Consider the following 25,965-nt stretch of genomic DNA (forward strand, 5'->3'; position numbering starts at 1 on the left):
CCATGGAAGCCATACTGCGACGCGGAGCCCGGGGTAACCGGGTGGTGGAACTGAAAAAGGCCCTCGGGGCCGTCCTCGGGCCGGTGGCGGCGGAATACGCCGGGCTGGCCATGGGTGACGCGCTGGATGCCGATACCGAAGCAGCGTTGCGACGCTGGCAGGCCGGGGTGGGGCTGATTGCGGACGGCGTCGTCGGGCCGCGCTGCCTGGAGGCCCTGGGGGTGGTGGCTTTCGCAGCGCTTGAGGCCACGCCTTCGGCCGACGCCGTGCGCACCCTCTTCCCGGCCACCAAGCCGGCCAACATCGCCCGCTTTCTGCCCTATGTGCTGGCCGCCCTGCGCGCTGCCGGACTGGCCGATCGGGGCCTGCTGCTGAGCGCCTTGGGCACCATCCGTGCCGAGAGCGAGGGCTTTCTGCCCATTTCCGAATTCCAGTCGCAATTCAACACGCCTCCCGGCGGGGCGCCTTTCAGCCTTTACGACGGCCGGAAAAACCTGGGCAACACCCAGGCCGGCGACGGGGCCCGCTTCATGGGGCGGGGGTTCGTCCAACTGACCGGGCGGGCCAATTACCGGCAGTTTGGCGCGGAGTTGGGTATCGACCTGGAAGCAGAACCGGATCTCGCCAATGCGCCGGAAATCGCCGCCGCCCTGCTCGCTGCCTTCCTCACCAGCCGGGCCTCGGCCCTGCGCGAAGCCTTGGCGGCGGACGACCTGCGCCGGGCGCGCAAACTGGTCAATGGCGGCAGCCATGGTCTGGCCCGCTTCAAGGATGTCTTTGCCCGGGCCGCTCCGTCCTGGCCGGAGGCAGCGGCGACCGGCCTCGTTGGGGCGGCAGGCCGGGCCGGGCGGCAGGCGCCCGTCGGTCGCGCCGGGCGCAAGCTTACGGCGGTGCCCGACCCGGGGGATCTGCGCGACCGCGCCTACGCGCCGCCTCCCGTGTCCTTGCCCGACCAGTATCCTCCCGACGAGCGCATCAAGGCCTGCCTGGGGGCCTATACCCGGGCCGGGCTGATCCTCGACCAGGGCCAGGAGGGGGCTTGTACCGGCTTCGGCCTGGCCTGTGTGATCAACTATCTGCTGTGGCAGAAGGCGGGCATGCCCAAGCGCCTGGAGTCGGTCAGTCCCCGCATGTTGTACGACTTTGCGCGCCGCTACGACGAATACGCCGGCGAGGATTACGACGGTTCGAGCTGCCGCGGCGCCTTGAAGGGCTGGCACAAGCATGGTGTCTGCCTGAACAAGGACTGGCCCTACCGCCAGGGGCGAAAGCGGCACGCCGCTCTTCGGTTGGGCCGAGCGGGCCACCCGCACGACCCTGGGGGTCTATTTCCGCATCGACAAGGCCTCCATCACCGACCTGCAGGCGGCCATTCGCGAAGTGGGGGCGGTCTACGTCTCCGCATTTACGCACGATGGCTGGAGTCTGGACAAAGCCGACCGCAAGCCTCCCGCAGGCCATGAGGACGTGCCCAGCATTCCCTTCGACGGCCAGCCTTCCCGCGACGGCGGCCATGCCTTTGCCCTGGTGGGTTTCAACGAACGGGGTTTCATCGTCCAGAATTCCTGGGGGGTCGATTGGGGGCGGGGCGGTTTTGCCGTCCTCGCCTACGCGGACTGGCTGGCCAACGCCATGGACGCCTGGGTGGCGGCCCTGGGGGTGCCCGGCGTCGTCGTCGGCCGCCTCACCGGCGGCGGGGCGCGGGCCGGCGCCGCCGCCGGGGCCGACCAGAGCCGCTGGTGGAGCGAGGATCAGGCCTACCGCCACAGCGTCGTCCTGGGCAACGACGGCCGGGTGGACCGCTACCTTACCGAGGACGAACCGAGCCGCAAGCTCTTCCACCAGGCCTGCGTGCTGCCCGACGCCTGGTTCCGCCAGAGCGGCGCGGACAGCAAGCGCCTGGTCATCTACGCCCACGGCGGCCTCAACAGCGAATCCGACGGGATCGACCGGGCCCGGGCCATGGGCCGCTACTTCACCGGCAACGGCTGCTACCCGCTGTTCCTGGTGTGGAAGACGGGCATCCTGGAATCCATCGGCAACCTGCTGCGGGAGGCCTTCGCACCGAAGCCCGGGCTGGCGGGCTGGTCTTTGGCCGATCTCAGTGATCCCATGATCGAAAAACATCTGGGCCGCAAGGCCGTCCGCCCCATCTGGAGCGAAATGAAGGAAAACGCCCAGCGCTCCGCCCTCACCGGCCGCGGCGGCGACCTCCTGGCGGACGCCCTCACCAAGCTCGCGGCCACCTGGGGCGACCAGCTGGAAATCTATCTGGTGGGGCACTCCGCCGGCTCCATCATCCTCGGCGCCTTCCTCAGACTCCTGGCCCAGAGAGGCCTCGTTCCCCGCCTCGCCTCCACCCATCTCTTTGCCCCGGCGTGCAGCGTGGAATTCGCCAACCAGCACTACGCCGCCCTGCCGGAAGTCATGCAGAAGCTCCACGTGCACGTACTCTCCAACCGGGTCGAACTCGACGACAATGTTGCCGGCATCTACCGGAAGTCGCTGCTGTACTTCGTTTCCAACGCCCTGGAGACGGACCTGCGCACGCCCATCCTGGGCCTGGACAAGATCAACGACCCCGGCTACGGCGGTTGGGACGGCGCCTCCAGCACTGTCGCGGCCCTCGCCACCTGGCGCGAGGTCGCCCGTGCGGCGGGTCTCGGCAAGCGCTGGAAGGTGATCGACAGCGACAAGGTGCTCAGCGCCCAAAAGCCCGAAACCCCCATCGACGCCGCCCACGGCAGCTTCGACAACGATCTGGCGGTGATCAAGAGCACCCTGGAAACCATCACCGGCGGGCCGCTGGCGCTGGCGGTGGATGATTTACGGGGGTTCTGAGGCGCCGACAGGTGGATTTTCGATGCCGGGGGCGGCGATTCAGTCGGTTGCGGCCGGCAAGTCCCAATCGCCGACCCCGGCGTTGTCGGTCTGGTGGAACTGGCGCACCCAGCTCACCACGTTCTGGAAATCGCTGTTTTCCTGGGCCAGGCGGTTGCAGGCATCCCAGTCGATGTCCGGGCGCTCCCGGGCGGGGATCAGCACTTCGCTCTCGCTCGGGTCGTGGGCGTCCAGGCGGATCAGGCCGATGCCGTAGGAGGCGGCGAGCAGCCGCAGTTCCTTCATGGCCGATTCCTGGATTTCGGCTGCCACCAGATAGCCGAGATTGGCCCAGCTGGAGTTGGAAACCGCCTGGAACCAGGCTTCCCGTACGTTGGCCCGGTTGATCAGCAACTTGACCTCGAAGGACCACAAGCGCGCCCGTTGCGCCCCCACCTGCTGCACGCAGGCGCGGATTTCCCGGTCCCACTCCCGCCCCAGGTCTTCCAGGGCCACCAGGTCGGGGAACAGCCACTTGTTGCCGTTGGGGCCGTTGCGGTTGGAAGAGCGTTTCTCGTCGATACGCTTGGGGAAGAGCTGCCATTCGCTGTGCAGGTAGCGGCAAAGCAGCGGGTAAAGCTCATGCTCGCTCAGCTTTCCCCTGGGCGTTGCGGCAGTCTTCTCCGCCTCCGCCACTTCGGCGGCTTCCGTGACCGCCGTCCAGTAATACTGGCGCGGCCGGCCTTCCGTCGTGCGCACCTGGGGCCAGCGCTTCTGGATTTCCGGGCGATTGGCGCCGATCTCGGCCACCAACTGCCACAGAAAGGCCGCGTCCTCGCGCAAATCCTGCTGACTGTTCCGCCGCTTCTCCTCGCAGGCCTCGCGCAGATTCTCGAAAATCCAGAGGGCGATCTGCCGCGCCGTGAAGCGCTCGTTGGGCCGGGCCTTGAGAAAATCGACGAGGGTTTGGCGGAGGTTGAGTTTGGTGGTCATTTGTCCAGGCCGGCTATTCGATAATCGCCGTGATTCGTTCCAGCAGTGCTTCGAGCTGCATATTGTCACCGCGGAAGCTGGCGGTCATGGCGGCGACCATTTCGTCGCGGCTGACTTCGGCGAAGTCGATGAAGTAGCCTGCCTGTTCCGCCAACTGTGCGCAGAACGCGCGTTGAACCCGGCCATTGCCGTCTCGGAAGGGATGGGCAGCGTTGATTTCGCCCAGGTCGTGGGCCAGTCGTCGGATGACGGTTTCCGGTGGGTAGCCGAGCAGGAAATTCTCCTTGGCAATCTCGTCCAGCTGCTGGCCGAGGTAGGCTTCGATCTTGCCGCAGTTACCAAAACGGCTGCTGCCCTTGCTGATGTCGACAGTGCGCAGTTGCCCGGCCCAGTCTTAGACATCCTGAAACAGATGACGGTGGATCGCTTGCAGGTGGGGTAGGTTGAATTTCCCGGCGATTGGAGTCTAGTAGTCAGTCACATAGGTTTGCGTGAATGCCGAGGCGCGCCTCCGCGCCCGGATCGCGCGAAGCGAACCGCAGCCATAGCCGAAGCTATGGCGAGGATGAGCGACAAAGCGAGCGGGGATGCGGGGCGTGCCGAACATAGCTGAACCTATGTGACTGACTACTAGGTCAGTTCCAACAGACGAATAGCCGTTGCATCCGCTTCGAACGCTGCAAGCGCCGTCTGCTCATGCAGATCAGCCTTGTTTTTCAATACATCGGATTCGGGGTAGGTGTAGCAGTCAGACCCGGCGTAGCGCGACATGGCGACTCATCACATCGGCAAGCAGTTTGTCGGTCGTGACGTTGCCGGCAATGCAGGTACGAAGCCCGCTGACGACGCTCGGACTGGGCGTCAGTTGCTCGATGCGTAGCGAAGCCAGGACGTTTGCAACAGCCTTTTGCCGCTTGGCCGACTTGCTGATCGTTTTCATGGCGCACCTCTAGAACATTGGCTTGTCGGCCTTGATTTTAGCATCCTGAGAAAATGTTCCGGCCCCGATTTGGGGGATGGGAGATGAGGTTGGAGCGTCTTCGTTGGGGAGTGGGGAGGGCTTCTCCGCCGTCCCCAACGAAAACGCCCCGGTTTCCCGGGGCGCTTTCTTGCGGCTTCTCTGTCGGGGTGGGGCGTCTGATGCGCCGCTCCCGGTTGCTGCTCAGGCCATCTCCTCGTACAGCGGGAGGGGCAGGAATTCCGGATATTCCGGGGTCAGGGACATCTTGTCAAAGGTGCCGGCGGCTTGGTCGTAGCTGGCGGTGTCCTCGCCCTGGGCGGTGACGGTGGCCTTCACCTTGGCCAGTTCCTCGGCGATCATGGGGCGCACCATCTCGACCGTGACCTTGCGGCCGTCGTTGAGCACGCCCTTGGGCGAGACCACCCACTGCCACACCTGCGAGCGGGAGATCTCGGCTGGCTAGGGCGTTCATGCTGGCGTGATGGCTGCCTGAAAGTCTCGCCAGCCCAAGATTTTCACGCCGCTGCGTTCGTGACTATCGTCTCCGCCATAGATCAGCCAGGGGGTCAGCGCTTCGTCTTCGGCCATGCGGGTAGCCCGTTGGCCGGCGCGGATGGTGTCGCTGGTGATGGTTTGCCCAGACTTGATCTCCACCATTTGCAGGCGGTTGTCCTGCTCGAAGATCAGGTCGGCCTCCAGGCCATTGTTGTCGCGCCAGAAGTAGAGGTCGGCCGGCTGTCCCCGGTTGTAGCGGGCCTTGATGAATTCGCCGACGACCCAGTTTTCGAACAGTGCGCCACGCAGTGGGTGCAGGGCGAGCACGTCTTCGCTGCGGATGCCGAGTAGCCAGCAGGCGAGGCCGGTGTCGAGAAAATACAGTTTCGGCATTTTGACCAGGCGCTTGCCGAAGTTGCGGAAATACGGCGGGAGCATGTGAATGAGGTCGCTGGATTCGAGTACGGCGAGCCAGCTTTTGGCGGTGTGAGCGGTGATGCCGGCTTCGCTGGCCAGGGCGCTGATGTTGAGGAGTTGCCCGGTGCGCCCGGCGCACAGGCGCAGGAAGCGCTGGAAGGTGGGCAGGCTCTGGATGTTAAGGACTTGCCGGATGTCGCGCTCGACGTAGGTGGCGATGTAGCTGGCGAACCAGTCGGCAGGCTCGGCGGGCAGGGTGTGCAGCGCCGGGTAGCCACCCTTGAGCATCAGGCTGTCGAGCGAGAGTTGGCGGTCGGCGACAGCCGGGATTTCGGAGGCGGCCAGTGGCAGCAGGCGGGTCATGCCGACCCGGCCGGCGAGCGACTGGGTGACCCCGGCGAGCAGGCCGAATTGCTGTGAGCCGGTGAGGATGAAGCGGCCGGGACGGCGGTCTGCATCGACCATGCCCTGCAGATGCGAGAAAAGGTCGGGCCAGCGTTGGGCTTCGTCGAAGACCGCGCCCTGGGTGAAGCGTGCCAGAAAGCCGCGCGGGTCTTCGTTGGCAAAGGCACGCTCGACCGGGTCTTCCAGGCTGACATAGGGCTTGTCGGCAAATTGAGCGCGGGCCAGCGTCGTCTTGCCGGATTGGCGTGATCCGGTCATCGCCAGCACAGGGAAGCGGGCGGCCAGACGTTGGAGCGTTGGGATAATCGAGCGAGTCAGCATTTATACAAAAATATCAATTGATTGATTGAATTGTATAGATGTGTCGCAAAGGCGTTGATGTTTTTTATCAGGTAGCCGAGTTTCCGATTTTGGCCCAAATTTCCGGCTGACCGTGGGGTTTGCAATTTGCGAACTTGCCCCGCATCTGAGCCTCATCCGCCAACAAAAAAGCGCCGGGCGTGACCCCGGCGCTTCTGTCTTGTTCCAGCCTTTTATTCCTTAGGCCATCGCCTCGTACAGCGGGAGGGTCAGGAATTCCGGATATTCCGGGGTCAGGGACATCTTGTCGAAGATGCCCGCGGCCTGGTCGTAGCTGGCGGTGTCCTCGCCCTGGGCGGTGACGGTGGCCTTCACCTTGGTCAGTTCCTCGGCGATCATGGGGCGCACCATTTCGACAGTGACTTTGCGGCCATCGTCGAGCACGCCCTTGGGCGAGACGACCCACTGCCACACTTGGGAGCGTGAGATTTCCGCGGTGGCGGCGTCTTCCATCAGGTTGTGGATGGGCACGCAGCCGTTGCCGGCCAGCCAGGAGCCGAGGTAGTGGATGCCGACGTTGATGTTGTTGCGCAGGCCGGCTTCGGTGATCGGGGTGGTGGGGCGGAAGTCCAGCCACTGGGCCGGGCCGAAGGAGCCTTCGACCTGCTTCTCGAACTGGTTCGGCTTGTCGCCCAGCACCTTGACGAACTCTTCCATGGCGATGGGCACCAGGCCCGGGTGGGCCACCCAGCCGCCGTCGAAGCCGTCGTTGGCGTCGCGGGTCTTGTCGTGACGGATGCCGGCCAGGGCCTTTTCGTTGGCCACCGGGTCGTTCTTGATGGGGATCAGGGCCGACATGCCGCCCATGGCCGGGGCGCCACGCTTGTGACAGGCCTGGACGAGAGCCAGGGCGTAGCCGCGCATGAAGGGAACTTCCATGGTGATGGCGCCGCGCTGGGCCAGGCAGAAGTCCTTGTTCTTCTTGAACTTCTTGATGCAGGAGAAGATGTAGTCCCAGCGGCCGGCATTCAGCCCGGCGGAGTGGTTGCGCAGTTCGAAGAGGATTTCTTCCATCTCGAAGGTGGCGAGGATGGTCTCGATCAGCACGGTGGCCTTGATGGTCCCTTGCGGCAGGCCGATGTGATCCTGGGCCAGGACGAAGATGTCGTTCCACAGACGGGCTTCCAGGTGGCTTTCCATCTTGGGCAGGTAGTAGAAGGGGCCGGCGCCGCGGGCGATCTGCTCCTTGGCGTTGTGGAAGAAGACCAGGCCGAAGTCGAAGATGCCGCCAGAAACGCGCTGGCCGTCGACGAGGACGTGCTTCTCGTCCAGGTGCCAGCCGCGGGGGCGGATCTGCAGGGTGGCTACTTGCTCGTTGAGCTTGTATTCCTTGCCGGCTTCGTTGGTGAAGCTGAGTTCGCGGCGGATGGCCTTGTACAGGTTCACCTGGCCCTGGATCTGGTTCTCCCAGTTGGGGGAGTTGGAATCCTCGAAGTCCGTCATGTAGGAGTCAGCGCCGGAGTTGAAGGCGTTGATGATCATCTTGGATTCCACCGGGCCGGTGATTTCCACCCGGCGGCACTGCAGGGCGGCGGGCACCGGGGCGACCTTCCAGTCCCCTTCGCGCACGGCCTTGGTTTCCGGCAGGAAATCGGGCATCTCGCCGGCGTCGATGCGGGCCTGGCGGGCGACGCGGGCCTTCAACAGCTCCTGGCGGCGGGCTTCGCAGGCGCGGTGCAGCTTGGCGACGAAGGCCAGGGCTTCGGTGCTGAGAATGGATTCCCATTCGGGCTTCACGGGGGCGGTGATTTGCACACCGGCGGGGAGGTTGAGGGCCATGTTTGCTCCTTGGTAAGAAAGGTCAGAAATAAGTCTTGAAGAAATAGATGACGGTAAGGCTCGCCCCCACGGCCACCACCAGGCGCTTGAGCCAGAGGGCCGGCAGGCGGCGGGCGAAGGCGGCACCGGCGTAGCCGCCGGCCATGGCGGTCACCAGCATCACCAGGGTATGGGGCCAACTGATGGCGCCGGCGATGATGAAGGTGGCCGATGCCACGAAATAATTGATGCCCGAAGTCAGGTTCTTCAGGGCGTTGATTTCCTGCATGTCCTCGAAGCCCTGAATGGACAGCGCGGCCAGGGTCAAAATTCCCATGCCGGCCCCGAAAAATCCGCCATAGACCGCCACCGCGAACTGGAACAGTGCGCCCCCCGAGCCGCCGGGGTTATGGGCATGGATATCGCCACCCAGCCGGCCTTTCACCCACTTCACGATCCGCGACACCTGGCCGGAGAAGGCGAAGAGGGCCGTAGCCACCAGCAGCAGCCAGGGGATCAGCCGGGAAAACGCGGCGTTGGAGGTGGCCAGCAGCAGCAGCCCACCGGCGATGCCCCCGAACAGCGACACGATCATCAACAGCACCGCCCAACGCCCATGGCGCAAGGCTTCCCGCCGATAGGCCCAGGCACTCACCAGGCTCGCCGGGCACAGGCCCACGGTATTGCTGGCATTGGCCATCACCGGCGGGACGCCAGCCGCCAGCAGGGCGGGGAAGGAGAAGAAGGTGCCGCCCCCGGCAATGGCATTCATGCCACCGGCCAGGAAGGCGCCGGCGCTGACGAGGGCGAAATCGAAGGCTTCCATGACTCAGGCGTTCATCCGGGTAGGCAGGCAGCAGGGGTTAGGGCACGATTGATGGACGGATTGTATTGATTTGTATTTAGTATAATAAGGTGTGAATATGGCAATTTATTATATACAATTAGTATGTAATAAACTAGGCAGCAACCCCCGCCTTTCCGAGTACGAGTATGAATTTCCCTCTGTGGCTCGCGGGGCTTGACATACCATTTATAGTATGTGCATGATGAGGCATGTGGCAAATCGAAGAGCACCGTCGTGTCGACAAACAACTATTCGGCTCGGTGTCTGTAGATGTCTTGAAGCGTTACGAGAAATGGAAAGACATCGCCAGGCTTTCCGGCCCGCAAGGATTGAGAGTCATCAAAGGGTTTCACGACGAGGCCTTGTCCGGTGAGTGGAAGGGTCATCGCTCCTCTCGGCTTGGGCTGCAGTGGCGGGTCATTTACCGGGTGGTCGCTGACGTACTGCAGATTCAGGTTGTCCATGTCCCCGCCCACGATTACAGGAGGCCATGAAATGAAGGAGTTCCACCCCGCAAAGAAGCGCGTCGAAGTCTCAGTGGGAGAGTCCGTCCGTATCCTCCGCGAACTCCAAGAGCTGAGCCAAAGCCAGTTGTCGGAACTGACGGGCATCCCGCAATCGACGATTTCTGCCATTGAGAACGGGCGAGTGAACTTGGGCATCGAGCGCGCCAAAATCTTCGCCCGCGCCCTCAAGTGCCATCCCGCCGTCCTCGTCTTTCCCGGCTGGGAGGTTCCGCTTGGGCACGCCGCATAGGCTTGCCAGGGGTGCGGCAATGCAAGACCTGACACCTGACTTGTGACAGGAAGTGGCGGCCCAGCGTCGCTTCGGGCTTCCTTGAAACCTTATCCCATAGACTTGGCCGGGATCTGAATGGGGTCATCTACGGCTGGCTCATCCGGCGCGGAACCTGGGGGCGCCGGCCGTGATCTTTCATTTAACGCTTGTCCGCCGGCCGTAACCGGCAAACTTCTGACCACGGACCACTTTAAGCAGATCAGCGCCTTCGTCAACGTCGCCACCCGGGGCAGCCTTTCCGCCGCCGCCAAGATGGAGGACGTTACCCCCGCCATCATCGGCCGCCGGCTGGATGCCCTGGAGGCGCGGTTCGGCGTCAAGCTGATGATCCGGGCTCTGAAAAAGGGAAAAAAGGGCCGGGCTCAATGCATCCGGCCATTACGCCCCCGGCAGCGCGGAGCGAAGCCCAAGATGCTCGACGAACGGATCGAAATCCCGGTCGCTGTACAACAGCGGCAACCCGCTCGCCATGCAGCGGGTGGCAATGATCGTATCGATGGTTTTGCGGACGGTGACGCCCAGGGCGCGCAGCGTGCGGAAGTTTCTGGCAGCCTGAATGGCAATGTCGCGGCCGCCCAGGTCCACGATTTCCAGCGAGGTCATGAGCTTCCCGGCCTGGGTGAAATCCTTTTCGCGGACAAAGCCTTGAAGCACCTCGGCCAGAATCAGGTCGCCGATGGCGATGGGCTCCACGCCGAGAAGTGTGTCCAGTCTGTCCGTCTGGGGCGTGCCAGTTCCGCGAAAGTAATCGATCCAGACGCTGGAATCGACGAGGATCATTTGTCGCGTCGCATGGCGTCGAGATCGCCCTGCCAGTCGAGTTTTCCGCGGAAATTCTTGATGGCTTCCTGCTGTCGCAGGCGCAGCAAGGTGCGCAGCCCGAGTTCAACGACTTCCCGTTTGGTTTTCAGGCCGGTTGCCCGCTGGGTGTCTGCCATGAGCGTGTCGTCGATGACGATGTTCGTACGCATGATGTGTATCCACCTCAAGAGTTATACACATCATAGGCAGCGCATGCTTCGCTGGCAAGATTTGAGGCTGCTGGAGGCTCGAGCCCAGCTTGTAAATTTGTTGCTGCCGGAATAGGACTGGCGAGCGTCTAACTATGGACCATTTCAAGCAAATCAACGCCTTCGTCAATGTCGCCACCCGGGGCAGCCTTTCCGCTGCCGCCAAGATGGAAGACGTCACCCCCGCCATCATCGGCCGCCGGCTCGACGCCCTGGAGGCGCGCCTCGGCGTCAGGCTGATGATCCGCACCACGCGCAAGCTGACGCTCACCTTCGAAGGCCAGGCCTTCCTGGAGGATTGCCAACGGGTGCTGAACGACCTGGCCAACGCCGAGGCGGCGGTTTCGCTGGGCGGGGTGAAGGCCAGCGGCCAGTTGCGGGTTTCCGCCCCGGCCGGCTTTGGGCGCCGCCATGTGGCGCCCCTGGTGGGGGCATTCATGGCGGCCAACACCGAGGTGACCGTCAATCTCGACCTCTCCGACCGCCTGGTGGACCTCATCAACGAAAACATCGACTGCGCCGTGCGCATCGGCGAGCTGACCGACTCCAGCCTGGTCAGCGTGCGGCTGGGGGAGATGCGGCGCATGGTGGTGGCCAGCCCGGCGTACCTGGTGGTCCATGGCGTGCCGCGCACGCCGGCGGACCTGGCCGGCCACAATTGCCTGTCCCTCGGCCAGCAGCGGGGCTGGCTGTTCCGCAACCCGGAGAGCGGTGAGCAGGAAAACTGGAAGGTGGCCGGAACCTTCGAATGCAACGACGGCGCCGTGCTCCACGAGTGGGCCCTGGCCGGCAAGGGCCTGGCCTGGCGTTCCCTGTGGGAGGTGGGACGGGACTTGAAGGAGGGGCGGCTTACGTCGGTGCTGGACGGCTGGCAGGCCCCGCCCATGGGCATCTATGCCGTCTTCCCCCAGCGTCGCCATCTGCCGCTGCGGGTGCGGCTGTTCATCGATCTGCTGAAAGACACCTACTGCCGGGCGAGTTACTGGGAGCTGACGTGAAGCGGGTGGCGTACAGGGGCCTGGGCATCGCCTGCGTTGGCCTGGGGGTGGTGGGGGCCTTCCTGCCGCTCCTGCCGACGACGCCCTTTCTCATTCTGGCGGCCTTCTTCTTTTCCCGCTCCCATCCGGAGTGGGAGGCACGCTTGTTGGCCCATCCCCGGATCGGCCCGGCCATCCGCGCCTGGCGCGACCACCGGGCCATCCCTCGGGTGGCCAAGATCGCCGCCACAGTGATGCTCGCCATCAGTGCCGTGGGCGGTGCCCTGACTTTGCCGGGGGTCTGGGCCTGGGTGCCCGGCGTCATCGGTGCGGGGGTGCTGGCCTGGATGTGGTCGCGGCCCGCCGCTTAGGGGAAGGGAGCGGGCGGTGGGCGGTTGAATCCCCGTGGGGTGGCATTAGCATGGCGCTTGTCCATTCCGTGCGGATTGCCCCATGTTTACCCTCTACATTGGCAACAAGAATTACTCGTCCTGGTCCCTGCGGCCCTGGCTCCTGATGAAGCACTTTGGTGTTCCCCTCGAGGAGCGCATGGTGTCCGTGGCCGGGCGCGATTACAACCCGGCCCTCAAGCCGCTCGCTGGCAATGCCCGGGTGCCGTGCCTGCACGAAGATGGCTTCCAGGTCTGGGAGTCCATCGCCATCGCGGAGTATCTTGCCGAGCGCTACCCGGCCATGTGGCCGGTGGATGCCCGGGCCCGGGCCCGGGCGCGCAGCGTCTCCGCCGAGATGCACGCCGGCTTCGCCAAGCTGCGCACGGCCATGCCCATGAACCTGAAGCTGAAGCTCAAGGGCAAGACGCCAAGCGCCGAGGTGCAGCGGGACATCGACCGGGTGATCGAAATCTGGACCGAGGCCCGCACGCAGTTCGCCACCGGCGACGGACCCTGGCTCTTCGGCGATTTCTCGGTGGCCGACGCCATGTACGCGCCCATCGTCTGGCGTCTGCACATCTACAACGTTCCCCTGCCGCCGGTCGCGGCTGCCTACAGTGCCGCCCTGATGGCCCATCCGGCCATGCAGGAATGGTTCTCGGCGGCTCTGGAGGAAACCGAGGCCCATGCGCAATACGACGAACTGGCGGCGGAGTATGGCGGCCTGCGCTAGACCGTTCGATCCCACACCAGCCGCAAGCCGGCGGGTGAGCCCGGGCCAGGGCTGATCGTGGCAGTCGGTGAGGTCGTCGGGTTCATCCGCGTCATCCTCGGCTTCATTGCCATTGGCAGCCGCTGGGTTGCCTTGCGGGACAGGAATTTCGGCCTGGTCGACTGCCTGGTGTGCTGGGCGCTCACCGGCGGCGCGCTTGCCTTGGCGCTGGCCTGCTGGGATGCCTTGTCGAGCCACGGCGACCCCTACGCCCGCCTGCTGCCCTTGTTGGGTTTGCTGGCACTTCTGCCCCTTTGCGCAGGCATGCTTGTCGTGGCCGTGAGCTTTCTCGTCCTCGGCCTCATTCAGCTCAAGTCCGTGCGCATCGCGGTGCTGGGCGGCGCGGCCTTGGCGCTCCTGGCCCAGGGCCTCGGCGGGTGGGGTGCCATAAAGTCGGACCTTGTGGATCGCGGTGCCACCCGCCAGGAAGGGGCCGAATGGGCACTGGAATCCGGAGCCGCTCAGCGGGAAGACTGCGAACGCCACTCAAAGTCTTCGAGCTTTCGGGACGGATGTACCGAACAACTGCGCCGCATGGGCAGCGGAAACCCCATGCAGGATCGGGCGCGCGAGCGATTCGAGCGGGTCGAGCGCGGGCCGGGTTGAGAGGCCCGTGTGCCTGGCTTCATGCCGGGCCGGCTCCCCCAGGCCCTCAGTGCAGGATGCCCAGGGCCGCGAGACGCTCCCGGGTTGCGCGGTGGGAGCGATGGTGCAGGCCCAGGCCGCCCCGGGCCTGCCAGGCCCGCAGGTTGCGTTCGCTGTCGTCGATGAGCAGGGCGCCGGGGGCGGCGAAGAGGGCCTTGGCTTCGCCTCCGCTGACCGTGATCACCGGCACCCGGGGGCATAAATGGCGGCGCACCCATTCGCGCTTGTCGTCCGCAGCGGTGGCCAGGCAAGCGGTGGGCAAGGGCGTGGCGGTGAGGATGGCGAGGGGCAGGGAAGCGGCCACCAGTTCGCGGAAGAGTGCCTTTGCCCCGTCCAGGGGCTGAAGCTGGCGATAGAGTGCGGGGATGGCGCTGAGGCGCCGCCAGGCCCAGCCCGGCAAGGGGGAGGGGGGGCGGCAACCCAGTTGGGCGCGGACGAAGGCGTCGAAATCGGCCATGACGCCGTCCAGATCGAGGTAGAGGCGCCGGACGCCCCCGGGGGGAGCGTCCGGCCCCGGCCGGGGGTCAGGCCTCGGAGAGTTCATGCGCCTCCACCGGCACCGGGCTCCAGGAGGCGAGCAGGCGTTGCCGAATCTCCGCCAGGCTGGTTTCGACCAGGAGCCTGCCGTCGCGGAATATCGGTTGCAGCTCGCCCCCTTGCGCCGCCTGCGGGCTCTGGCGGTCGTGCAGCACGTAGCGTTCGCCGTCCTTCTCCACCCGCAGCAGGCCTCGGGCGGAGCGCTTGGTGCCGGAGTCGGTCACCGGATCCTTGAACAGTTCCCGCGGGCTGCCCTGCACGACGCCGTAGGTGGCCTTCATGGCCCAGCCGAAGCTGTCCCGGGTGAGGTACTGGTAGGTGTAGGAACCGATGCCGAGGACCACGTTGCTGCTGGCGAAGCCCTTGGCCGCCAGGCGGGACAGAATGTCCTGAGCCCGCGAGAGGGTGATGGAATCGCCATAGATGAGGCCCACCCGGGGATTGAGCAGGCGGTAGCCGCGGGGACTCAGGCTGCCGCCGAAGATGTCCCACAGGCATTCCACCGCGCCCTTCATCTGCGGGGTGGCGGCCACCGGGGTGGCGCGTACGCCGTCCTCGCCTTCGGGGCGCAATTCGAAGAACTGGCCCTCCAGGCGGGCGTAGGCCCGGTTGCCGCCGCGGCTGTGCAGCACCGCCCGCAGCGCCTCCGGGGCCAGGCTCTTCACCGCGATGGCCTCGCCGGTGAGGATGTCCACCGGGTCGCCGCTGTCGGGCCGGAAAACCACCTTGGCGTTGCCCAGGGCATCCGGGCGACGGCTTTCTATGGTTTCCCTGAGGCGTGCCGCATAGTCTGTGATGACGCGGAAGAAGTCCCAGGTGTCCGAGACGATGGAGACGATCCCGGCCGGATACACCTCGGTGATGAGGCGGCGGAAGGTTTCGATCTCGTCCTCGCTGCCACCCATGCACATCACGCTGTGTTCGGTGGCCGGCACCGACCCGCCGATCAGCTCCTGCTCGGCATCGGCCTGGTACCAGTCTTCCAGGTAGTCGATGGCGGAAATGGTGTCGGTGCCGTAGAAGGACAGCAGGTGTCCCGCGCCGGCCTGCATGGCGTCCGCCATGCCGGACATGCCCCGGGCGGAGAAGTCGTGCCCCTGCCAGGAGACGAAATCCTCGGGGGCACCGGTCAGGCGGGCATAGCCCAGCAGCAGCTTGCGGTACTCGAAGGCGATGGTGGCCGTGGTGGCGGGCTTCCACAATTCGTTGGAAAGCACGGTCTCGATGTAGTTGGTCAGCCAGTAGAAGGCCGGCAGGGTGTTGACCACCGTGAGGGGGGGCACGCCGATGTCGACCCGTGACCCCTCGGGCAGGGCGCGGATCTCGATGGGCAGGTAACCCAGCTCCCAGAGCGCCGCGATGTGGGCAACCGGGACGGCACCAGCTCCCAGGGCTGCATCCAGGCGGCGTCGGTAGCCCTCCACGACCTCTTCCTTGGGGCGGCGGAAAAAGTTGCGCTCCCAGGTGTCCATGAGGAAGCTCTTGATGAAGCCCTGCAGGCCGAACCAGACGATCTTGTTGTCGAACAGTTCGGGAATGACCGGGGCCAGACGCGCCGAGCGGGGGGTGAAGTTGCTGTAGACCAGTTCGGTCCCCGCCGGGTACTGGAAGATGTGGCCGGTCTTGTAGAAGTCGGCCTGGGTGAGCGGGTTGATGCCGATGAGGCTGCGGGTGCTCATGATTGACCTCCTGAGGAAATGACCGTGACGGCGGGATTGCCGGAGGCGGTCCAGTCGCGGGTGGTGAAGATGCCCTGGTAATCCTTGAGCAGAACTTCGACCCCCTTGCTGAAAATGCCGTGGGTGACGTAAAGGTAAAGGGGCTGGTCGGTGACGCCGCGCAGCGCCTGGGCGAGTTCCAGGAAGGTGCGGCCGCCGTCGCAAATGTCGTCCACCACCAGGACGGGCTGGGGCAGCAGCGTGTCGGGCACCGCCACGGCAGTGATCTCGCCGCTCTTCGTGCAGCGCACCTTGTCGGCGTAGGCCACGTCCGGCAGGGCCAGGCGGCGGGCCAGGCCCGCCACCCGCTTGCGGCTCCCGCCATCCGGCGCCAGCAGGGTCACGCCGCGGCGGAATTCTTCCCGCGCCACGACCCGGGATAGCGGGATGGAGGCATCGACCACATGCACCCGGTCGAGAAGGGCCGGCACCACGTCGCTGTGGGGGTCGAGGATGGTCACCGAGGCGAAGCCCAGGCCGTTGATGAGGGTGCAGAACACCTTGGCCGCCAGGGCCTCGCCCGGGTTGCACACGCGATCCTGGCGGGCATAGGGCACGTAGGGCAGATCGAGGCTGATCGGCGCGTCGCCGATCTGGCGGCGCAGGGCATCCGCGAGCAGCAAGAGGGCCATCACGTCGTCGGAGGAGCGCAGGTCGGCGCTGATGGTCAGCGCTTCGATCTCTTCGGCCGGCAGGTCGGCCCGAACCTGGACCTCGCCCCCCGGAAAGACGAAGGACTCCGGCCGCAGGACGATTTCGCGCCGGGATCCGCGGCGGGTGGTGATGCGGAGTTCGAACATGGTACCTCTCCAGTTAGTCGCACAATGCGACGAAGTGAGCTTAGTGTAAATCAGTTATTCGTATAATGCAACTAAGTGTCGGGCGTTTTCTCGCGGCAACTGCGCGGGCTCCGGAATGCCGACCAAGAGGGGGCCGGGAGGCTCAGGCAATGCTGCGGTCGAAAAGCTCCACCGGGCGCGCCTCATAGAGCTGGGCCGGGCGGTGGGCACCCCCTTGGGTGTAGGCGTCCGTGGCCACCACGACCCCTTCGTCCTCGATCTTGCGCCGGAAGGCGGCCTTGTTCAGGGAGTGGCCGACGATGGCCTCATAGGTGGCCTGCAACTGGCTGAGGGTAAAGCGCTGCGGCAGCAACTGGGTCGGCAGGGTGGAATAACGGGTTTTGTTGCGCAGGCGCTGCACGGCCGCGGTGACGATGGCGCCGTGGTCGAAAGCCAGGACCGGCAGCGCGTCGACGCCGTGGAAGTGAAAGACCCCCTCCCGGGCCTCGGACAGCGATGCCTCGGGGACCAGGGCCACGTAGGCGACGGCGACCGACCAGGCGCGGGGATCCCGACCGGGCCCGGAAAAGACACCGAGCTGCTCGATATAGCGCGGCCGGAAACCCGTCTTGTCGAGCAGAACCCGCAGAATCGCCGCTTCCGCCGAGGCGTCCCCATCGGCATGAACGAAGCCCCCCGGCAGGGCGAGCAGGCCGAGGAAGGGCTCCGCCGGCCGGCGATGGAGGGCCACCTGCAAGCCGCCGTCCCGCAGGGTGAGCAGGACGGCATCGACGGTGACGAGGGGCTGCGGATGGTCCATGGCGATTGGCCGGTGAAGGGAGGTGTGCCGGGATTGTCCATGCGCGGGCATGCCGTATCAACCCTGCGGGATGAAGAAGCCGCGCGCCTCGTCGCGTCGTCGGCGTGTCGATGACTTGCTCCGGGGGGGCGGCCCGCCGCAGAATCCGGCCCATGGGGAAGTCGGGGGGCGACATGACGATGCTGCGGGTTCTGCTCGGTCCGGAAGGATATTGGTTGCTGATCGTCATGGCCTGCGGGCTGCTGGCGCGCTTGAACGTGCCAGCCACGGCGCGGGGCAACGAACTGCTCGTCCTCGGTGCCCAATGGCTTCCCGTGTTCGCCGTGCCGCTGCTCTTCTGGCTGGCCTTCAAGGTCTGGCCCCGGGGCGACACGAGTTGGGCGTGGACCGTCGGGCGTTTGTGGCTCGCGACCCTGGTGGGCCTGAATCTGGCAGCTTACCTGCTGCTGATGACCGTCGACTACGGCGACAGCCGCAATGCGGGGGTCGGTATGGCTCCTGTGGCCGTGACGGCTTACGGCACCTTGATCTTCATCGCCTGCACCCTGGTTTCGGCCTTGACCCTGACCCCCTGGGGATGGAAAACCAACGTGCTCGTCGTCGCCGGAGGCGGCATCTGGCTGCTCGTGTTGCTGGTGATGATCGGCGCCGGCGCGCGGACGCTGGCGTGGCTCTGGGCGGCGGCACCCGTGGTGGCAATCGGCCTGCGCTACTTCATTCTGCGCTGAGAGCTTTAGTCCCCCGGGATCGGAGCGCCACCCCACCGGACGTGCTCGCGCTCGGCGTCGGCGAATTCCCGCTCGGCGGCGCGGACTTCGCCCATCATCGCGGTGCCTTCGCCGCCACTGGTGGCCTGACCGGCCCAGGAATACCAGAAACGCATGGCCTGCTCCCGCAGCCAGCACCAGGCGACCGGGTCGCTGATGAGCGCGCCCCGGCGCAGGGCCATGGCCCGGGCGCTGCATTGACGGGCCAGGCGGGCGGCCTCGCCCCAGTCGCCCATGGGGCCGATGCCCTGGACGTAGGCGGTCCACTTATCGTGGGCCTGGACGGCCTGGCCCTTGCTCAGGAGGGCGAGGGCCTGATCGATCTGCCCCTGGAATCCGCCGCTCCCGTGCGGCGGGGTCGGTGCAACAGGCGGATTCGCGGGTATGGAGACATCTACGCCTGCCCCATGCGGGGGCTCATCAGCCTGCGGTGGAGGAACTGCGCGGAAGTGCGGCGCTGACGGTGGCGGGGGCACCTCCTGGCCCGGCCAGGGGCCCCAGGGCTGCGACTGGGCTTCGAAGAGATCCTCGAAGGCCGGGCCTTCGCGGCTGATGGCGTAGCGCAGGGTGGTGGCGACGCCATGCTCGTCCTCGAAGAGGACATCAATGGGGCAGAAGGGATCGAAGCGTTCCCGCGTCATCTGCTGGATGCGTGCGACAAAATCGGCCGGACAGGGGCGGCCCTCGCTGTCGATCCAGGGGCGCCGCGCGCGGACGACCACGCCCGAAGAATAGCGCCCCAGGGTAACGCTGCAGCCCTTGAGGCTGCCGATCTCCGGCCCGGTCATGGCGTCGTCGGCGTGGATCGGGAGGGTGACCATTCCAGGGTGGCGATCTGCCGTTCTCTGGGTTCCCCCTTGCCGCGGTCGCGCCACTGGATGCGCAGCCACATGCCGTCTTGCAGGGGGACCGGCGTCAGACCGCGGCGCTCCATCGCGATTTCGTATTCTCCGGCCATGAATTCGAAGTTGACCCCGCCAACCGTGATCGACTCCCGGTTGGAGGTATCGCCGGTGGCCGCGAGGGGTTTGGCGGTGCCGGTGCTGGTGCGTTCCTGCCAGCGCCGGTGGGCGGTAACCGGACCTTCGACCCGCCGCGCGCTACCGTCACGCACGGCAGCGAGTGTTTGGCGCGCGTCCCAGGCCGGTACCAGGACGCCGACGACGACGATCGCCACGGCGATGAATCCCAGGACGAAAACCGGTGTCGTTTCGCCCCCGGTCTTCACTGCCCGCCAGTACCACAATGCGGCGACGAGCCCGACCGCAAGCGCGACGCCGAGGGCTATTTTCCGATCCGGGGTACGGGGATCGGCGAGCTCGAAGAGTAATTGCCATTCACCAGTCATCGTGACTTCCTTGCGGGGGGGCCGCTGGCCTTTCCGCAGCGGCGACGGTGGATCGGATTCTGGCCAGGAAGGTAGCAGCGAGCCGGCCTGACGTACAGCAGCCGTCCGCGCAAGCGGCGCTCTCAGGGACGCGCCTGCGCAGGTGCCGGGACGGGTTTTCTTCCCGGGGCCTGCAAAACAAAGGGCCGGCCCCTCGTGAGGGCCGGCCCTTGTGGCCCCGCGGCATGGCGCGGGGCGGAGGGCGTTGCTTAGTGGAACTGCTCTTCTTCGGTGGAGCCGGTGAGGGCCTTGACGGAGGAGGAGCCGCCCTGGATGACGGTGGTGACTTCGTCGAAGTAACCGGTACCGACTTCCTGCTGGTGGGAGACGAAGGTGTAGCCCTGTTCGCGAGCGGCGAATTCCGGCTCCTGCACCATCTCGACGTAGTGCTTCATGCCTTCGCCGCCGGCGTAGGCCTGGGCGAACTGGAAGGTGTTGTACCAGTTGATGTGGATGCCGGCCAGGGTGATGAACTGATACTTGTAGCCGAGGGCGGACAGTTCTTCCTGGAAGGAAGCGATCTGGGAGTCGGAGAGGTTCTTCTTCCAGTTGAAGGACGGCGAGCAGTTGTAGGACAGGAGCTTGCCCGGGCAGGCGGCCAGCACGGCCTGGGCGAATTCACGGGCGAAGCCGATATCGGGCACGCCGGTTTCGCACCACACGAGGTCGGCGTAGGGCGCGTAGGCAACGCCGCGGGAGATGGACTGCTCCAGGCCGTTCTTGACGCGGAAGAAGCCTTCCTGGGTACGCTCGCCGGTGAGGAAGGGCTTGTCGTTGGCGTCGTAGTCGGAGGTGATCAGGTTGGCCGCTTCGGCATCGGTACGGGCCAGGATCAGGGTCGGAACGCCCATGACGTCGGCGGCAAAACGAGCGGAGATGAGCTTCTCGACGGCTTCACGGGTGGGAACGAGCACCTTGCCGCCCATGTGGCCGCACTTCTTGGCGGCTGCCAGCTGGTCTTCGAAGTGAACGCCAGCGGCACCGGCGGCGATCATGTTCTTCATCAGTTCGAAGGCGTTCAGAACGCCGCCGAAACCGGCTTCCGCGTCAGCGACGATGGGCAGGAAGTAGTCGATGAAACCCTTGTCGCCCGGGTTGATACCGCGGGACCACTGGATTTCGTCAGCGCGCTTGAAGGTGTTGTTGATGCGGCGAACCATGGTGGGGACGGAGTCGTAGGCGTACAGCGACTGGTCCGGGTACATGGTTTCGGAGGTGTTGCCGTCGGCAGCGACCTGCCAGCCGGACAGATACACGGCTTCCAGGCCAGCCTTTGCCTGTTGCATGGCTTGACCGGCGGTGATGGCGCCGAAAGCATTCACGTAGCCCTTCTTGGCGCCGCCGTTGACCTTTTCCCAGAGGATCTTGGCACCGCGTTGGGCCAGGGTGTATTCCGGCTGCAGGGAGCCGCGCAGGCGGACGACGTCAGCGGCGGAGTAACCGCGCTTGACGTTCTTCCAGCGGGGGTTTTCGGCCCAATCCTTTTCCAGGGCGGCGATTTGCTGTTCGCGAGTGCTCATGAGATTTCCTTGAAGATGACAGGTTGAGGTGTTGACGACGCGATCCGCACGGATTGCGCCGATGGGGAGCGAGTATAGAGGCTTTCCGGCTGGGGAGCAATTGTCTTATATAAGACATAAGACGGAATTATTGCCTTTAAAACCAATTGCTTGCATCGTAAATTTTGTATGGTGAAATGAGTTTTGTGCCAGTGAAACGCCGGTTTGGCCCCGCCGGCAGCCGGGTGGTCCTTCGACCGGAATCGGCGGCCTGGGTTCAGGTCAGAGCGCGATCCGCGACGACCACGCCGTCGGCGTCGGCGTAGAGCCACTCACCGGGCCGGAAGTTGACGCCGCCGAAGGTGACGGCCAGATTGCGGTCACCGACGCCCTTCTTGATGCTCTTCTGGGGGTGGGTGGCCAGGGCCCGGACGCCGAGGTCGACCTCGCCGATGGCGGCGGAGTCGCGGATGCAGCCATAGACCACGATGCCCTCCCAGCCGTTCTTCCGGGCCAGGACGGCCAGTTGATCGCCGACCAGGGCGCAGCGCTGGGAGCCGCCGCCGTCCACCACCAGCACCTTGCCGCGCCCGTCCTCGCCCAGCGCTTCTCGCACCAGGGAGTTGTCCTCGAACAGCTTCAGGGTGACGATCTGGCCGGCAAAGGCCGGACGGCCGCCGTAGCTGCGGAACATGGGGGCAACGACGCGGACGGTGGTGCCGAGTTCGGCTTCGTACTGGTCGCAAAGGTCGGCGGTTTCAAAGCTCATGGGAAATCTCCGGCAAGGAAAAAGAAAAGCCATGGGTTGCATGGCTTTGGGGAGTGGAGTGACGCGGTCTTAGGCGACGGCTTCGGCCTCTTCCTCGAAGACCAGCTTGACCTTGCCTTCGGCATCCAGGTCCACGGTCACGTGGCCGCCGTTGGCCAGCCTGCCGAAGAGCAGCTCGTCGGCCAGGGCGGAACGGATGGTGTCCTGGATCAAGCGGGCCATGGGGCGGGCACCCATGAGAGGATCGAAACCCTTGCCCGCCAGCATTTCCTTGAGGGCGTCGGTGAAATGGGCTTCCACCTTCTTCTCGTGGAGTTGCTCCTCCAACTGCATGAGGAACTTGTCCACCACCCGCAGGATGATGTCGTGGTCCAGGGCGGCGAAGGAAATGGTGGCGTCCAGGCGATTGCGGAATTCCGGCGTGAACAGGCGCTTGATCTCCTGCATCTCGTCGCCCGTCTGCTTGGACGAGGTGAAGCCCATGCTGGTCTTCTGCAGATCGGCGGCGCCGGCGTTGGTGGTCATGATGATGACCACGTTGCGGAAATCGGCCTTGCGCCCGTTGTTGTCGGTGAGCGTGCCATGGTCCATCACCTGGAGCAGGATGTTGAAGATGTCCGGATGGGCCTTCTCGATCTCGTCCAGGAGCAGCACGCAATAGGGCTTCTTGCTGATCGCCTCGGTCAGCAGGCCGCCCTGGTCGAAGCCCACGTACCCCGGGGGCGCGCCGATGAGGCGGGAGACCGCGTGGCGCTCCATGTATTCCGACATGTCGAAGCGCTGCAACTCGACGCCCATGCAGTAGGCGAGCTGCTTTGCCACTTCCGTCTTGCCGACGCCGGTGGGGCCGGAGAAGAGGAAGGAACCGATGGGTTTGCCCGGGTTGCCCAGGCCGGAACGGGCCATCTTGATGGCTTTGGCCAGGGCGTCGATGGCCTTGTCCTGGCCGAAGACCACGGCTTTCAGGTCGCGGTCCAGGTTCTTCAAGGCGCCACGGTCGTCGGTGGTGACGTGCTGCGAGGGGATACGGGCGATCTTGGCGACGATCTCCTCGATGTCCTGCTTGCCGATGACCTTCTTCTGCTTGGATTTGGGCAGGATGCGCTGGGCGGCACCGGCTTCGTCGATGACGTCGATGGCCTTGTCGGGCAGGTGACGGTCGGTGATGTAGCGGGCAGAAAGCTCGACAGCGGACGACAGCGCCGTGGCCGAGTACTTGATGCCGTGGTGGGCCTCGAAGCGGGCCTTGAGGCCCTTGAGGATTTCCACGGTTTCCGCCACCGACGGCTCATTGACGTCGATCTTCTGGAAGCGGCGGGAAAGGGCGCTGTCCTTCTCGAAAATGCCGCGGAATTCGGTGTACGTCGTTGCCCCGATGCACTTCAGGGAGCCGGAGGACAGCGCCGGCTTCAGCAGGTTGGAGGCATCCAGGGTGCCGCCGGAAGCCGCGCCGGCTCCGATCAGGGTATGGATTTCATCGATGAAGAGGATGGCGTTGGGGTTGTCCTGCAGGGCTTTCAGCACGCCCTTCAGACGCTGCTCGAAATCGCCGCGATACTTGGTGCCGGCCAGCAGGGCGCCCATGTCCAGGGCGTAGACGTTGGCCTTGGCCAGGATTTCCGGGACGTCGCTCTCCACCACGCGGCGGGCCAGTCCTTCGGCGATGGCCGTCTTGCCGACGCCGGCCTCGCCCACCAGCAGCGGATTATTCTTGCGCCGCCGGCACAGGGTCTGGATGACCCGCTCCAGTTCCTTGTCGCGTCCGATGAGGGGGTCGATCTTGCCTTGCAGCGCCAGGGCGTTCAGGTTGATGGTGTATTGCTCCAGGGGGCCGGCCTGGGCCTGCTCGGAGTCGGTCTCCGTCTCGCCCTCGGAGGGCGCCTTTTGCTGCGGCACCTTGCTGATGCCGTGGGAAATGAAATTGACCACGTCCAGGCGGGTGACGCCCTGTTTCTGCAGGAAATAAACCGCGTGGGAATCCTTTTCGCCGTAGATGGCCACCAGGACGTTGGCGCCATTGACCTCCTTCTTGCCGGAAGACTGCACATGCAGGATGGCGCGCTGGATGACGCGCTGGAAGCCCAGAGTGGGCTGGGTATCGATTTCATCCTCACCGGACACGGAAGGCGTGTGTTCGGCGATGAAATTGGTGAGGTCGCGCCTCAGGGCCTCGACCTTGGCACCGCAAGCGCGCAGGGCCTCGGCGGCGGAGGGGTTGTCGAGGAGGGCGAGCAACAGGTGCTCGACGGTGATGAATTCATGCCGCTTCTGCCGCGCTTCGACGAAGGCCATGTGCAGGCTGACCTCGAGTTCCTGGGCGATCATCAGTTTTCCTCCATGACGCAGGCTAGCGGATGCTGGTGCTGGCGGGAATAGGCGCTCACCTGCTCCACCTTGGTTGCGGCGATATCGCGGGGAAACACCCCGCAGAGGCCGCGACCTTCAGTGTGAACTTTGAGCATGATTCGGGTTGCCTGTTCGGTGTCCATGCCAAAAAAACGCTGGAGGACGGCGACCACGAAATCCATGGGGGTGTAATCGTCGTTCAGCAGCAGAACCTTGTACAACCGCGGTGGCCGGGCGCGCGTGCGCTGCGCTTCCAGGAGCTCTCCGTCCATCGGTTTGGTCGCCATGAATTGATTCTATACAGTCCGGGTCATTGTGCAATAGGCGTTCCCGCTGTGCACAAGCCGAGAAATCGATCTCGATTGTGCCAAGGCCGCTTTTGCCGGTCGAATGCAGGGGCCGTCGCCCGGAAACCCGCGCCAGGCCTTGGTTTTTTGCTGCGCTGCGAAAAAAATAGATGTTGACGCATAGGGTTATTGCGCGTAGAAAGCCAGAACGTTTGGATTCAGCCAGCATCAGGGATGCCCCGGGCATCAGGTCGGTGAAGTCAGACGGGGAGTCGGGGGAACCCGTTTCATTAAAGTTTTCGTAGGAAAGTAGCAGACATGGCACTAGGCACCGTCAAATGGTTCAATGATTCCAAGGGGTTTGGCTTCATTACCCCGGACGATGGCAGCGAAGACCTCTTCGCTCATTTTTCCGCCATCAACATGAACGGCTTCAAGACCCTGAAGGAAGGCGAGAAGGTTTCGTTCGAAGTCGTGCAAGGCCCCAAGGGCAAGCAAGCTTCCAACATCCAGCGCGCCTGATTTCCGGCAACGGAATTCGTCTAACCCGTCTTCGGACGGGTTTTTTTTCGCCTCCATGCGGCCCTCGTGCCTCTCTGGGAACGTCAGGCGACGGTCGTTTCGTCGCTGCGCCGTTCGCCCCGGGAATCGATCCAACTGACCTCGATCCGGTCGCCGGGTTTAGGGCCCCGGGTGCGGAAGGCAAACAAGGGATTACGGGCGACCGCCGTATTGAGCTGACCTTCGATGAGTGGGCGGCCATTCAGGCTGACGACGAAGGTCTGAATGAAATGGGCGGGCAGAATTTGGCCGCGCTCATCCTTGCGCAGACCCGTCTCCATGGGGTGCTGGAGCAGCATGCGGATTTCGGTGATCTCCCCCTGCACCTGCGCCCTGATCTTGATAGGGTCTGCCATGTCAGGCTCCGCACCCCCCCAGGGTGACCTTGACTTCGCGCCAGGCGACGTGATTCCGTCCATCGCCGGTGCGGGCGACCACCCGCAGGCGAGTACTCTCCGCCAGCTTGAGTTGAATGCGGACGTAGGGCAGTACCCCCTCGGCAAAATCGAGTGTCGCGCACAGGGGCATGGGATTCTTCTCGGCAAATACGGCCAGGTTGCGTGTGTCAGCCAGTCTGGAACTGATCTCGACTTCCACCTTGGCGCCGTTCTCGGCGATTTCTGGCGCGTTGATGGCGATGTCGCGCGTGTCCGTCGCCGTCGCTGCACCGTAGGCGCGCAGGGCATCGGAGAGGTTGCGGGCGGTGAATGCGGCGCGGTTCCAATCCGCCGCCAGCACCCGGTGCGGGACGAGGAGACCCCCTCCCAGCAGGGTCAGCAAGGGCAGGCCGGTGGCACCTCGCAGCAGGGAGCGGCGCAAGCGGCAGGCCGGTGATTCGTCCATGC

Annotated in this window: 29 protein-coding genes and 3 pseudogenes; 10 read left to right on the top strand and 22 right to left on the bottom strand. The window is 64.9% G+C overall.

The features are described from left to right. Window positions 1–2: 2 nt before the first annotated feature. Window positions 3–2,841, top strand: a pseudogene (locus tag IPM73_04070) (peptidoglycan-binding protein). A 39-nt stretch (window positions 2,842–2,880) separates the two neighbouring features. Here the strand turns inward: IPM73_04070 and IPM73_04075 are convergent. The 8 genes and pseudogenes from IPM73_04075 to IPM73_04110 all read right to left on the bottom strand — a co-directional run bounded on the left by IPM73_04075 (window position 2,881) and on the right by IPM73_04110 (window position 9,035). Continuing rightward, the gene (locus IPM73_04075; GenBank protein ID MBK8917242.1) at window positions 2,881–3,813 is read right to left on the bottom strand and encodes an HrgA protein; all 933 of its coding nucleotides are present in this window, start codon (window positions 3,811–3,813) and stop codon (window positions 2,881–2,883) included. A 13-nt stretch (window positions 3,814–3,826) separates the two neighbouring features. Beyond that, window positions 3,827–4,192 (bottom strand): Fic family protein, encoded by a 366-nt coding sequence (locus tag IPM73_04080; GenBank protein MBK8917243.1) that lies wholly within the window; start codon window positions 4,190–4,192, stop codon window positions 3,827–3,829. A gap of 251 nt (window positions 4,193–4,443) precedes the next feature. Next, complete coding sequence (locus tag IPM73_04085) at window positions 4,444–4,584, bottom strand: hypothetical protein (protein MBK8917244.1); 141 nt, start codon at window positions 4,582–4,584, stop codon at window positions 4,444–4,446. Continuing rightward, window positions 4,562–4,753 (bottom strand): antitoxin VbhA family protein, encoded by a 192-nt coding sequence (locus IPM73_04090; GenBank protein MBK8917245.1) that lies wholly within the window; start codon window positions 4,751–4,753, stop codon window positions 4,562–4,564. Before IPM73_04090 ends, IPM73_04085 begins: the two co-directional genes overlap by 23 nt. Window positions 4,754–4,975: 222 nt before the next feature. After that, window positions 4,976–5,230, bottom strand: a pseudogene (locus tag IPM73_04095) (malate synthase A). A gap of 12 nt (window positions 5,231–5,242) precedes the next feature. Then, complete coding sequence (locus IPM73_04100; GenBank protein ID MBK8917246.1) at window positions 5,243–6,412, bottom strand: ATP-binding protein; 1,170 nt, start codon at window positions 6,410–6,412, stop codon at window positions 5,243–5,245. A gap of 219 nt (window positions 6,413–6,631) precedes the next feature. Next, on the bottom strand, window positions 6,632–8,230 hold the full coding sequence (locus tag IPM73_04105; GenBank protein ID MBK8917247.1) for a malate synthase A: 1,599 nt from the start codon (window positions 8,228–8,230) through the stop codon (window positions 6,632–6,634). 22 nt (window positions 8,231–8,252) lie between these two features. Next, window positions 8,253–9,035 (bottom strand): sulfite exporter TauE/SafE family protein, encoded by a 783-nt coding sequence (locus tag IPM73_04110; GenBank protein ID MBK8917248.1) that lies wholly within the window; start codon window positions 9,033–9,035, stop codon window positions 8,253–8,255. A 230-nt stretch (window positions 9,036–9,265) separates the two neighbouring features. Here IPM73_04110 and IPM73_04115 point away from each other — a divergent pair, with 230 nt between their 5' ends. From IPM73_04115 to IPM73_04125, 3 genes and pseudogenes are all read left to right on the top strand, one after another. Next, the gene (locus tag IPM73_04115; protein ID MBK8917249.1) at window positions 9,266–9,550 is read left to right on the top strand and encodes a type II toxin-antitoxin system mRNA interferase toxin, RelE/StbE family; all 285 of its coding nucleotides are present in this window, start codon (window positions 9,266–9,268) and stop codon (window positions 9,548–9,550) included. Window position 9,551: 1 nt separating this feature from the next. Beyond that, on the top strand, window positions 9,552–9,812 hold the full coding sequence (locus IPM73_04120; protein ID MBK8917250.1) for a helix-turn-helix transcriptional regulator: 261 nt from the start codon (window positions 9,552–9,554) through the stop codon (window positions 9,810–9,812). Window positions 9,813–9,929: 117 nt separating this feature from the next. Further along, window positions 9,930–10,199 (top strand): annotated as a pseudogene (locus IPM73_04125) (LysR family transcriptional regulator). Between the two features lie 33 nt (window positions 10,200–10,232). On the opposite strand, the gene IPM73_04130 reads toward IPM73_04125, so the two are convergent. Both IPM73_04130 and IPM73_04135 read right to left on the bottom strand, forming a co-directional pair. Then, on the bottom strand, window positions 10,233–10,634 hold the full coding sequence (locus IPM73_04130; GenBank protein ID MBK8917251.1) for a PIN domain nuclease: 402 nt from the start codon (window positions 10,632–10,634) through the stop codon (window positions 10,233–10,235). After that, a complete protein-coding gene (locus IPM73_04135) occupies window positions 10,631–10,825 on the bottom strand; it encodes a type II toxin-antitoxin system VapB family antitoxin (protein ID MBK8917252.1) in 195 nt (64 codons plus the stop codon). The genes IPM73_04130 and IPM73_04135 overlap by 4 nt, the downstream gene beginning before the upstream one ends. Before the next feature lie 134 nt (window positions 10,826–10,959). Between IPM73_04135 and IPM73_04140 the strand changes: the two genes are divergently transcribed. The 4 genes from IPM73_04140 (at window position 10,960) to IPM73_04155 (ending at window position 13,611) form a co-directional block, all read left to right on the top strand. Next, window positions 10,960–11,862 (top strand): LysR family transcriptional regulator, encoded by a 903-nt coding sequence (locus IPM73_04140; GenBank protein MBK8917253.1) that lies wholly within the window; start codon window positions 10,960–10,962, stop codon window positions 11,860–11,862. A gap of 5 nt (window positions 11,863–11,867) precedes the next feature. Beyond that, window positions 11,868–12,212, top strand: a complete 345-nt coding sequence (locus tag IPM73_04145; protein ID MBK8917254.1) for a YbaN family protein — start codon at window positions 11,868–11,870, stop codon at window positions 12,210–12,212. An 82-nt stretch (window positions 12,213–12,294) separates the two neighbouring features. After that, window positions 12,295–12,966 carry a glutathione S-transferase family protein gene (locus IPM73_04150; protein MBK8917255.1) on the top strand — a complete coding sequence of 224 codons (672 nt, stop codon included), beginning with the start codon at window positions 12,295–12,297 and terminating at the stop codon, window positions 12,964–12,966. Between the two features lie 57 nt (window positions 12,967–13,023). Beyond that, entirely contained in the window at window positions 13,024–13,611 is a 588-nt protein-coding gene (locus IPM73_04155) for a hypothetical protein (GenBank protein MBK8917256.1), read from the top strand. A gap of 46 nt (window positions 13,612–13,657) precedes the next feature. Here IPM73_04155 and IPM73_04160 read toward each other — a convergent pair whose 3' ends face one another. The 4 genes from IPM73_04160 to IPM73_04175 all read right to left on the bottom strand — a co-directional run bounded on the left by IPM73_04160 (window position 13,658) and on the right by IPM73_04175 (window position 17,504). Next, window positions 13,658–14,194: a hypothetical protein gene (locus tag IPM73_04160; GenBank protein ID MBK8917257.1), complete on the bottom strand. Its 537-nt coding sequence runs from the start codon at window positions 14,192–14,194 to the stop codon at window positions 13,658–13,660. Continuing rightward, window positions 14,175–15,866, bottom strand: coding sequence for a nicotinate phosphoribosyltransferase (locus tag IPM73_04165; GenBank protein MBK8917258.1), 1,692 nt, complete (start codon window positions 15,864–15,866; stop codon window positions 14,175–14,177). Before IPM73_04165 ends, IPM73_04160 begins: the two co-directional genes overlap by 20 nt. Continuing rightward, window positions 15,863–16,705: a ribose-phosphate pyrophosphokinase gene (locus tag IPM73_04170; GenBank protein ID MBK8917259.1), complete on the bottom strand. Its 843-nt coding sequence runs from the start codon at window positions 16,703–16,705 to the stop codon at window positions 15,863–15,865. The genes IPM73_04165 and IPM73_04170 overlap by 4 nt, the downstream gene beginning before the upstream one ends. Window positions 16,706–16,847: 142 nt before the next feature. Then, window positions 16,848–17,504, bottom strand: coding sequence for an NUDIX hydrolase (locus tag IPM73_04175; protein ID MBK8917260.1), 657 nt, complete (start codon window positions 17,502–17,504; stop codon window positions 16,848–16,850). 152 nt (window positions 17,505–17,656) lie between these two features. Between IPM73_04175 and IPM73_04180 the strand changes: the two genes are divergently transcribed. Next, window positions 17,657–18,232, top strand: a complete 576-nt coding sequence (locus IPM73_04180; GenBank protein ID MBK8917261.1) for a hypothetical protein — start codon at window positions 17,657–17,659, stop codon at window positions 18,230–18,232. Between the two features lie 5 nt (window positions 18,233–18,237). Here IPM73_04180 and IPM73_04185 read toward each other — a convergent pair whose 3' ends face one another. From IPM73_04185 to clpS, 6 genes are all read right to left on the bottom strand, one after another. After that, window positions 18,238–19,092 carry a hypothetical protein gene (locus IPM73_04185; GenBank protein ID MBK8917262.1) on the bottom strand — a complete coding sequence of 285 codons (855 nt, stop codon included), beginning with the start codon at window positions 19,090–19,092 and terminating at the stop codon, window positions 18,238–18,240. Next, window positions 19,056–19,619: a hypothetical protein gene (locus IPM73_04190; GenBank protein ID MBK8917263.1), complete on the bottom strand. Its 564-nt coding sequence runs from the start codon at window positions 19,617–19,619 to the stop codon at window positions 19,056–19,058. The genes IPM73_04185 and IPM73_04190 overlap by 37 nt, the downstream gene beginning before the upstream one ends. Window positions 19,620–19,867: 248 nt before the next feature. Then, entirely contained in the window at window positions 19,868–21,178 is a 1,311-nt protein-coding gene (gene aceA, locus IPM73_04195) for an isocitrate lyase (GenBank protein ID MBK8917264.1), read from the bottom strand. 256 nt (window positions 21,179–21,434) lie between these two features. Continuing rightward, window positions 21,435–21,926 (bottom strand): ribonuclease E activity regulator RraA, encoded by a 492-nt coding sequence (gene rraA, locus IPM73_04200; GenBank protein ID MBK8917265.1) that lies wholly within the window; start codon window positions 21,924–21,926, stop codon window positions 21,435–21,437. Between the two features lie 69 nt (window positions 21,927–21,995). Next, the gene (clpA, locus tag IPM73_04205; protein ID MBK8917266.1) at window positions 21,996–24,251 is read right to left on the bottom strand and encodes an ATP-dependent Clp protease ATP-binding subunit ClpA; all 2,256 of its coding nucleotides are present in this window, start codon (window positions 24,249–24,251) and stop codon (window positions 21,996–21,998) included. Continuing rightward, complete coding sequence (clpS, locus tag IPM73_04210) at window positions 24,251–24,559, bottom strand: ATP-dependent Clp protease adapter ClpS (protein MBK8917267.1); 309 nt, start codon at window positions 24,557–24,559, stop codon at window positions 24,251–24,253. Before clpS ends, clpA begins: the two co-directional genes overlap by 1 nt. A gap of 318 nt (window positions 24,560–24,877) precedes the next feature. Here clpS and IPM73_04215 point away from each other — a divergent pair, with 318 nt between their 5' ends. Further along, window positions 24,878–25,081: a cold-shock protein gene (locus tag IPM73_04215; protein ID MBK8917268.1), complete on the top strand. Its 204-nt coding sequence runs from the start codon at window positions 24,878–24,880 to the stop codon at window positions 25,079–25,081. An 83-nt stretch (window positions 25,082–25,164) separates the two neighbouring features. On the opposite strand, the gene soxZ is transcribed toward IPM73_04215, so the two are convergent. Then, on the bottom strand, window positions 25,165–25,476 hold the full coding sequence (gene soxZ, locus IPM73_04220) for a thiosulfate oxidation carrier complex protein SoxZ (protein ID MBK8917269.1): 312 nt from the start codon (window positions 25,474–25,476) through the stop codon (window positions 25,165–25,167). A gap of 1 nt (window position 25,477) precedes the next feature. Continuing rightward, window positions 25,478–25,963 (bottom strand): thiosulfate oxidation carrier protein SoxY, encoded by a 486-nt coding sequence (gene soxY, locus IPM73_04225; protein ID MBK8917270.1) that lies wholly within the window; start codon window positions 25,961–25,963, stop codon window positions 25,478–25,480. Between the last annotated feature and the right edge of the window lie 2 nt (window positions 25,964–25,965).

This window comes from Betaproteobacteria bacterium (assembly GCA_016720065.1).
GTDB lineage: Bacteria > Pseudomonadota > Gammaproteobacteria > Burkholderiales > Rhodocyclaceae > SSSZ01.

What these genes read in the sequence shown, in the direction of transcription:
- IPM73_04075 (MBK8917242.1), bottom strand. Translation starts at nt 3,813, where the DNA reads ATGACCACCAAACTCAACCTCCGCCAAACCCTCGTCGATTTTCTCAAG.
- IPM73_04085 (MBK8917244.1), bottom strand. Translation starts at nt 4,584, where the DNA reads ATGTCGCGCTACGCCGGGTCTGACTGCTACACCTACCCCGAATCCGAT.
- IPM73_04090 (MBK8917245.1), bottom strand. Translation starts at nt 4,753, where the DNA reads ATGAAAACGATCAGCAAGTCGGCCAAGCGGCAAAAGGCTGTTGCAAAC.
- IPM73_04100 (MBK8917246.1), bottom strand. Translation starts at nt 6,412, where the DNA reads ATGCTGACTCGCTCGATTATCCCAACGCTCCAACGTCTGGCCGCCCGC.
- IPM73_04105 (MBK8917247.1), bottom strand. Translation starts at nt 8,230, where the DNA reads ATGGCCCTCAACCTCCCCGCCGGTGTGCAAATCACCGCCCCCGTGAAG.
- IPM73_04110 (MBK8917248.1), bottom strand. Translation starts at nt 9,035, where the DNA reads ATGGAAGCCTTCGATTTCGCCCTCGTCAGCGCCGGCGCCTTCCTGGCC.
- IPM73_04115 (MBK8917249.1), top strand. Translation starts at nt 9,266, where the DNA reads ATGTGGCAAATCGAAGAGCACCGTCGTGTCGACAAACAACTATTCGGC.
- IPM73_04120 (MBK8917250.1), top strand. Translation starts at nt 9,552, where the DNA reads ATGAAGGAGTTCCACCCCGCAAAGAAGCGCGTCGAAGTCTCAGTGGGA.
- IPM73_04130 (MBK8917251.1), bottom strand. Translation starts at nt 10,634, where the DNA reads ATGATCCTCGTCGATTCCAGCGTCTGGATCGATTACTTTCGCGGAACT.
- IPM73_04135 (MBK8917252.1), bottom strand. Translation starts at nt 10,825, where the DNA reads ATGCGTACGAACATCGTCATCGACGACACGCTCATGGCAGACACCCAG.
- IPM73_04140 (MBK8917253.1), top strand. Translation starts at nt 10,960, where the DNA reads ATGGACCATTTCAAGCAAATCAACGCCTTCGTCAATGTCGCCACCCGG.
- IPM73_04150 (MBK8917255.1), top strand. Translation starts at nt 12,295, where the DNA reads ATGTTTACCCTCTACATTGGCAACAAGAATTACTCGTCCTGGTCCCTG.
- IPM73_04160 (MBK8917257.1), bottom strand. Translation starts at nt 14,194, where the DNA reads ATGAACTCTCCGAGGCCTGACCCCCGGCCGGGGCCGGACGCTCCCCCC.
- IPM73_04165 (MBK8917258.1), bottom strand. Translation starts at nt 15,866, where the DNA reads ATGAGCACCCGCAGCCTCATCGGCATCAACCCGCTCACCCAGGCCGAC.
- IPM73_04170 (MBK8917259.1), bottom strand. Translation starts at nt 16,705, where the DNA reads ATGTTCGAACTCCGCATCACCACCCGCCGCGGATCCCGGCGCGAAATC.
- IPM73_04175 (MBK8917260.1), bottom strand. Translation starts at nt 17,504, where the DNA reads ATGGACCATCCGCAGCCCCTCGTCACCGTCGATGCCGTCCTGCTCACC.
- IPM73_04180 (MBK8917261.1), top strand. Translation starts at nt 17,657, where the DNA reads ATGGGGAAGTCGGGGGGCGACATGACGATGCTGCGGGTTCTGCTCGGT.
- IPM73_04185 (MBK8917262.1), bottom strand. Translation starts at nt 19,092, where the DNA reads ATGGTCACCCTCCCGATCCACGCCGACGACGCCATGACCGGGCCGGAG.
- IPM73_04190 (MBK8917263.1), bottom strand. Translation starts at nt 19,619, where the DNA reads ATGACTGGTGAATGGCAATTACTCTTCGAGCTCGCCGATCCCCGTACC.
- aceA (MBK8917264.1), bottom strand. Translation starts at nt 21,178, where the DNA reads ATGAGCACTCGCGAACAGCAAATCGCCGCCCTGGAAAAGGATTGGGCC.
- rraA (MBK8917265.1), bottom strand. Translation starts at nt 21,926, where the DNA reads ATGAGCTTTGAAACCGCCGACCTTTGCGACCAGTACGAAGCCGAACTC.
- clpA (MBK8917266.1), bottom strand. Translation starts at nt 24,251, where the DNA reads ATGATCGCCCAGGAACTCGAGGTCAGCCTGCACATGGCCTTCGTCGAA.
- clpS (MBK8917267.1), bottom strand. Translation starts at nt 24,559, where the DNA reads ATGGCGACCAAACCGATGGACGGAGAGCTCCTGGAAGCGCAGCGCACG.
- IPM73_04215 (MBK8917268.1), top strand. Translation starts at nt 24,878, where the DNA reads ATGGCACTAGGCACCGTCAAATGGTTCAATGATTCCAAGGGGTTTGGC.
- soxZ (MBK8917269.1), bottom strand. Translation starts at nt 25,476, where the DNA reads ATGGCAGACCCTATCAAGATCAGGGCGCAGGTGCAGGGGGAGATCACC.
- soxY (MBK8917270.1), bottom strand. Translation starts at nt 25,963, where the DNA reads ATGGACGAATCACCGGCCTGCCGCTTGCGCCGCTCCCTGCTGCGAGGT.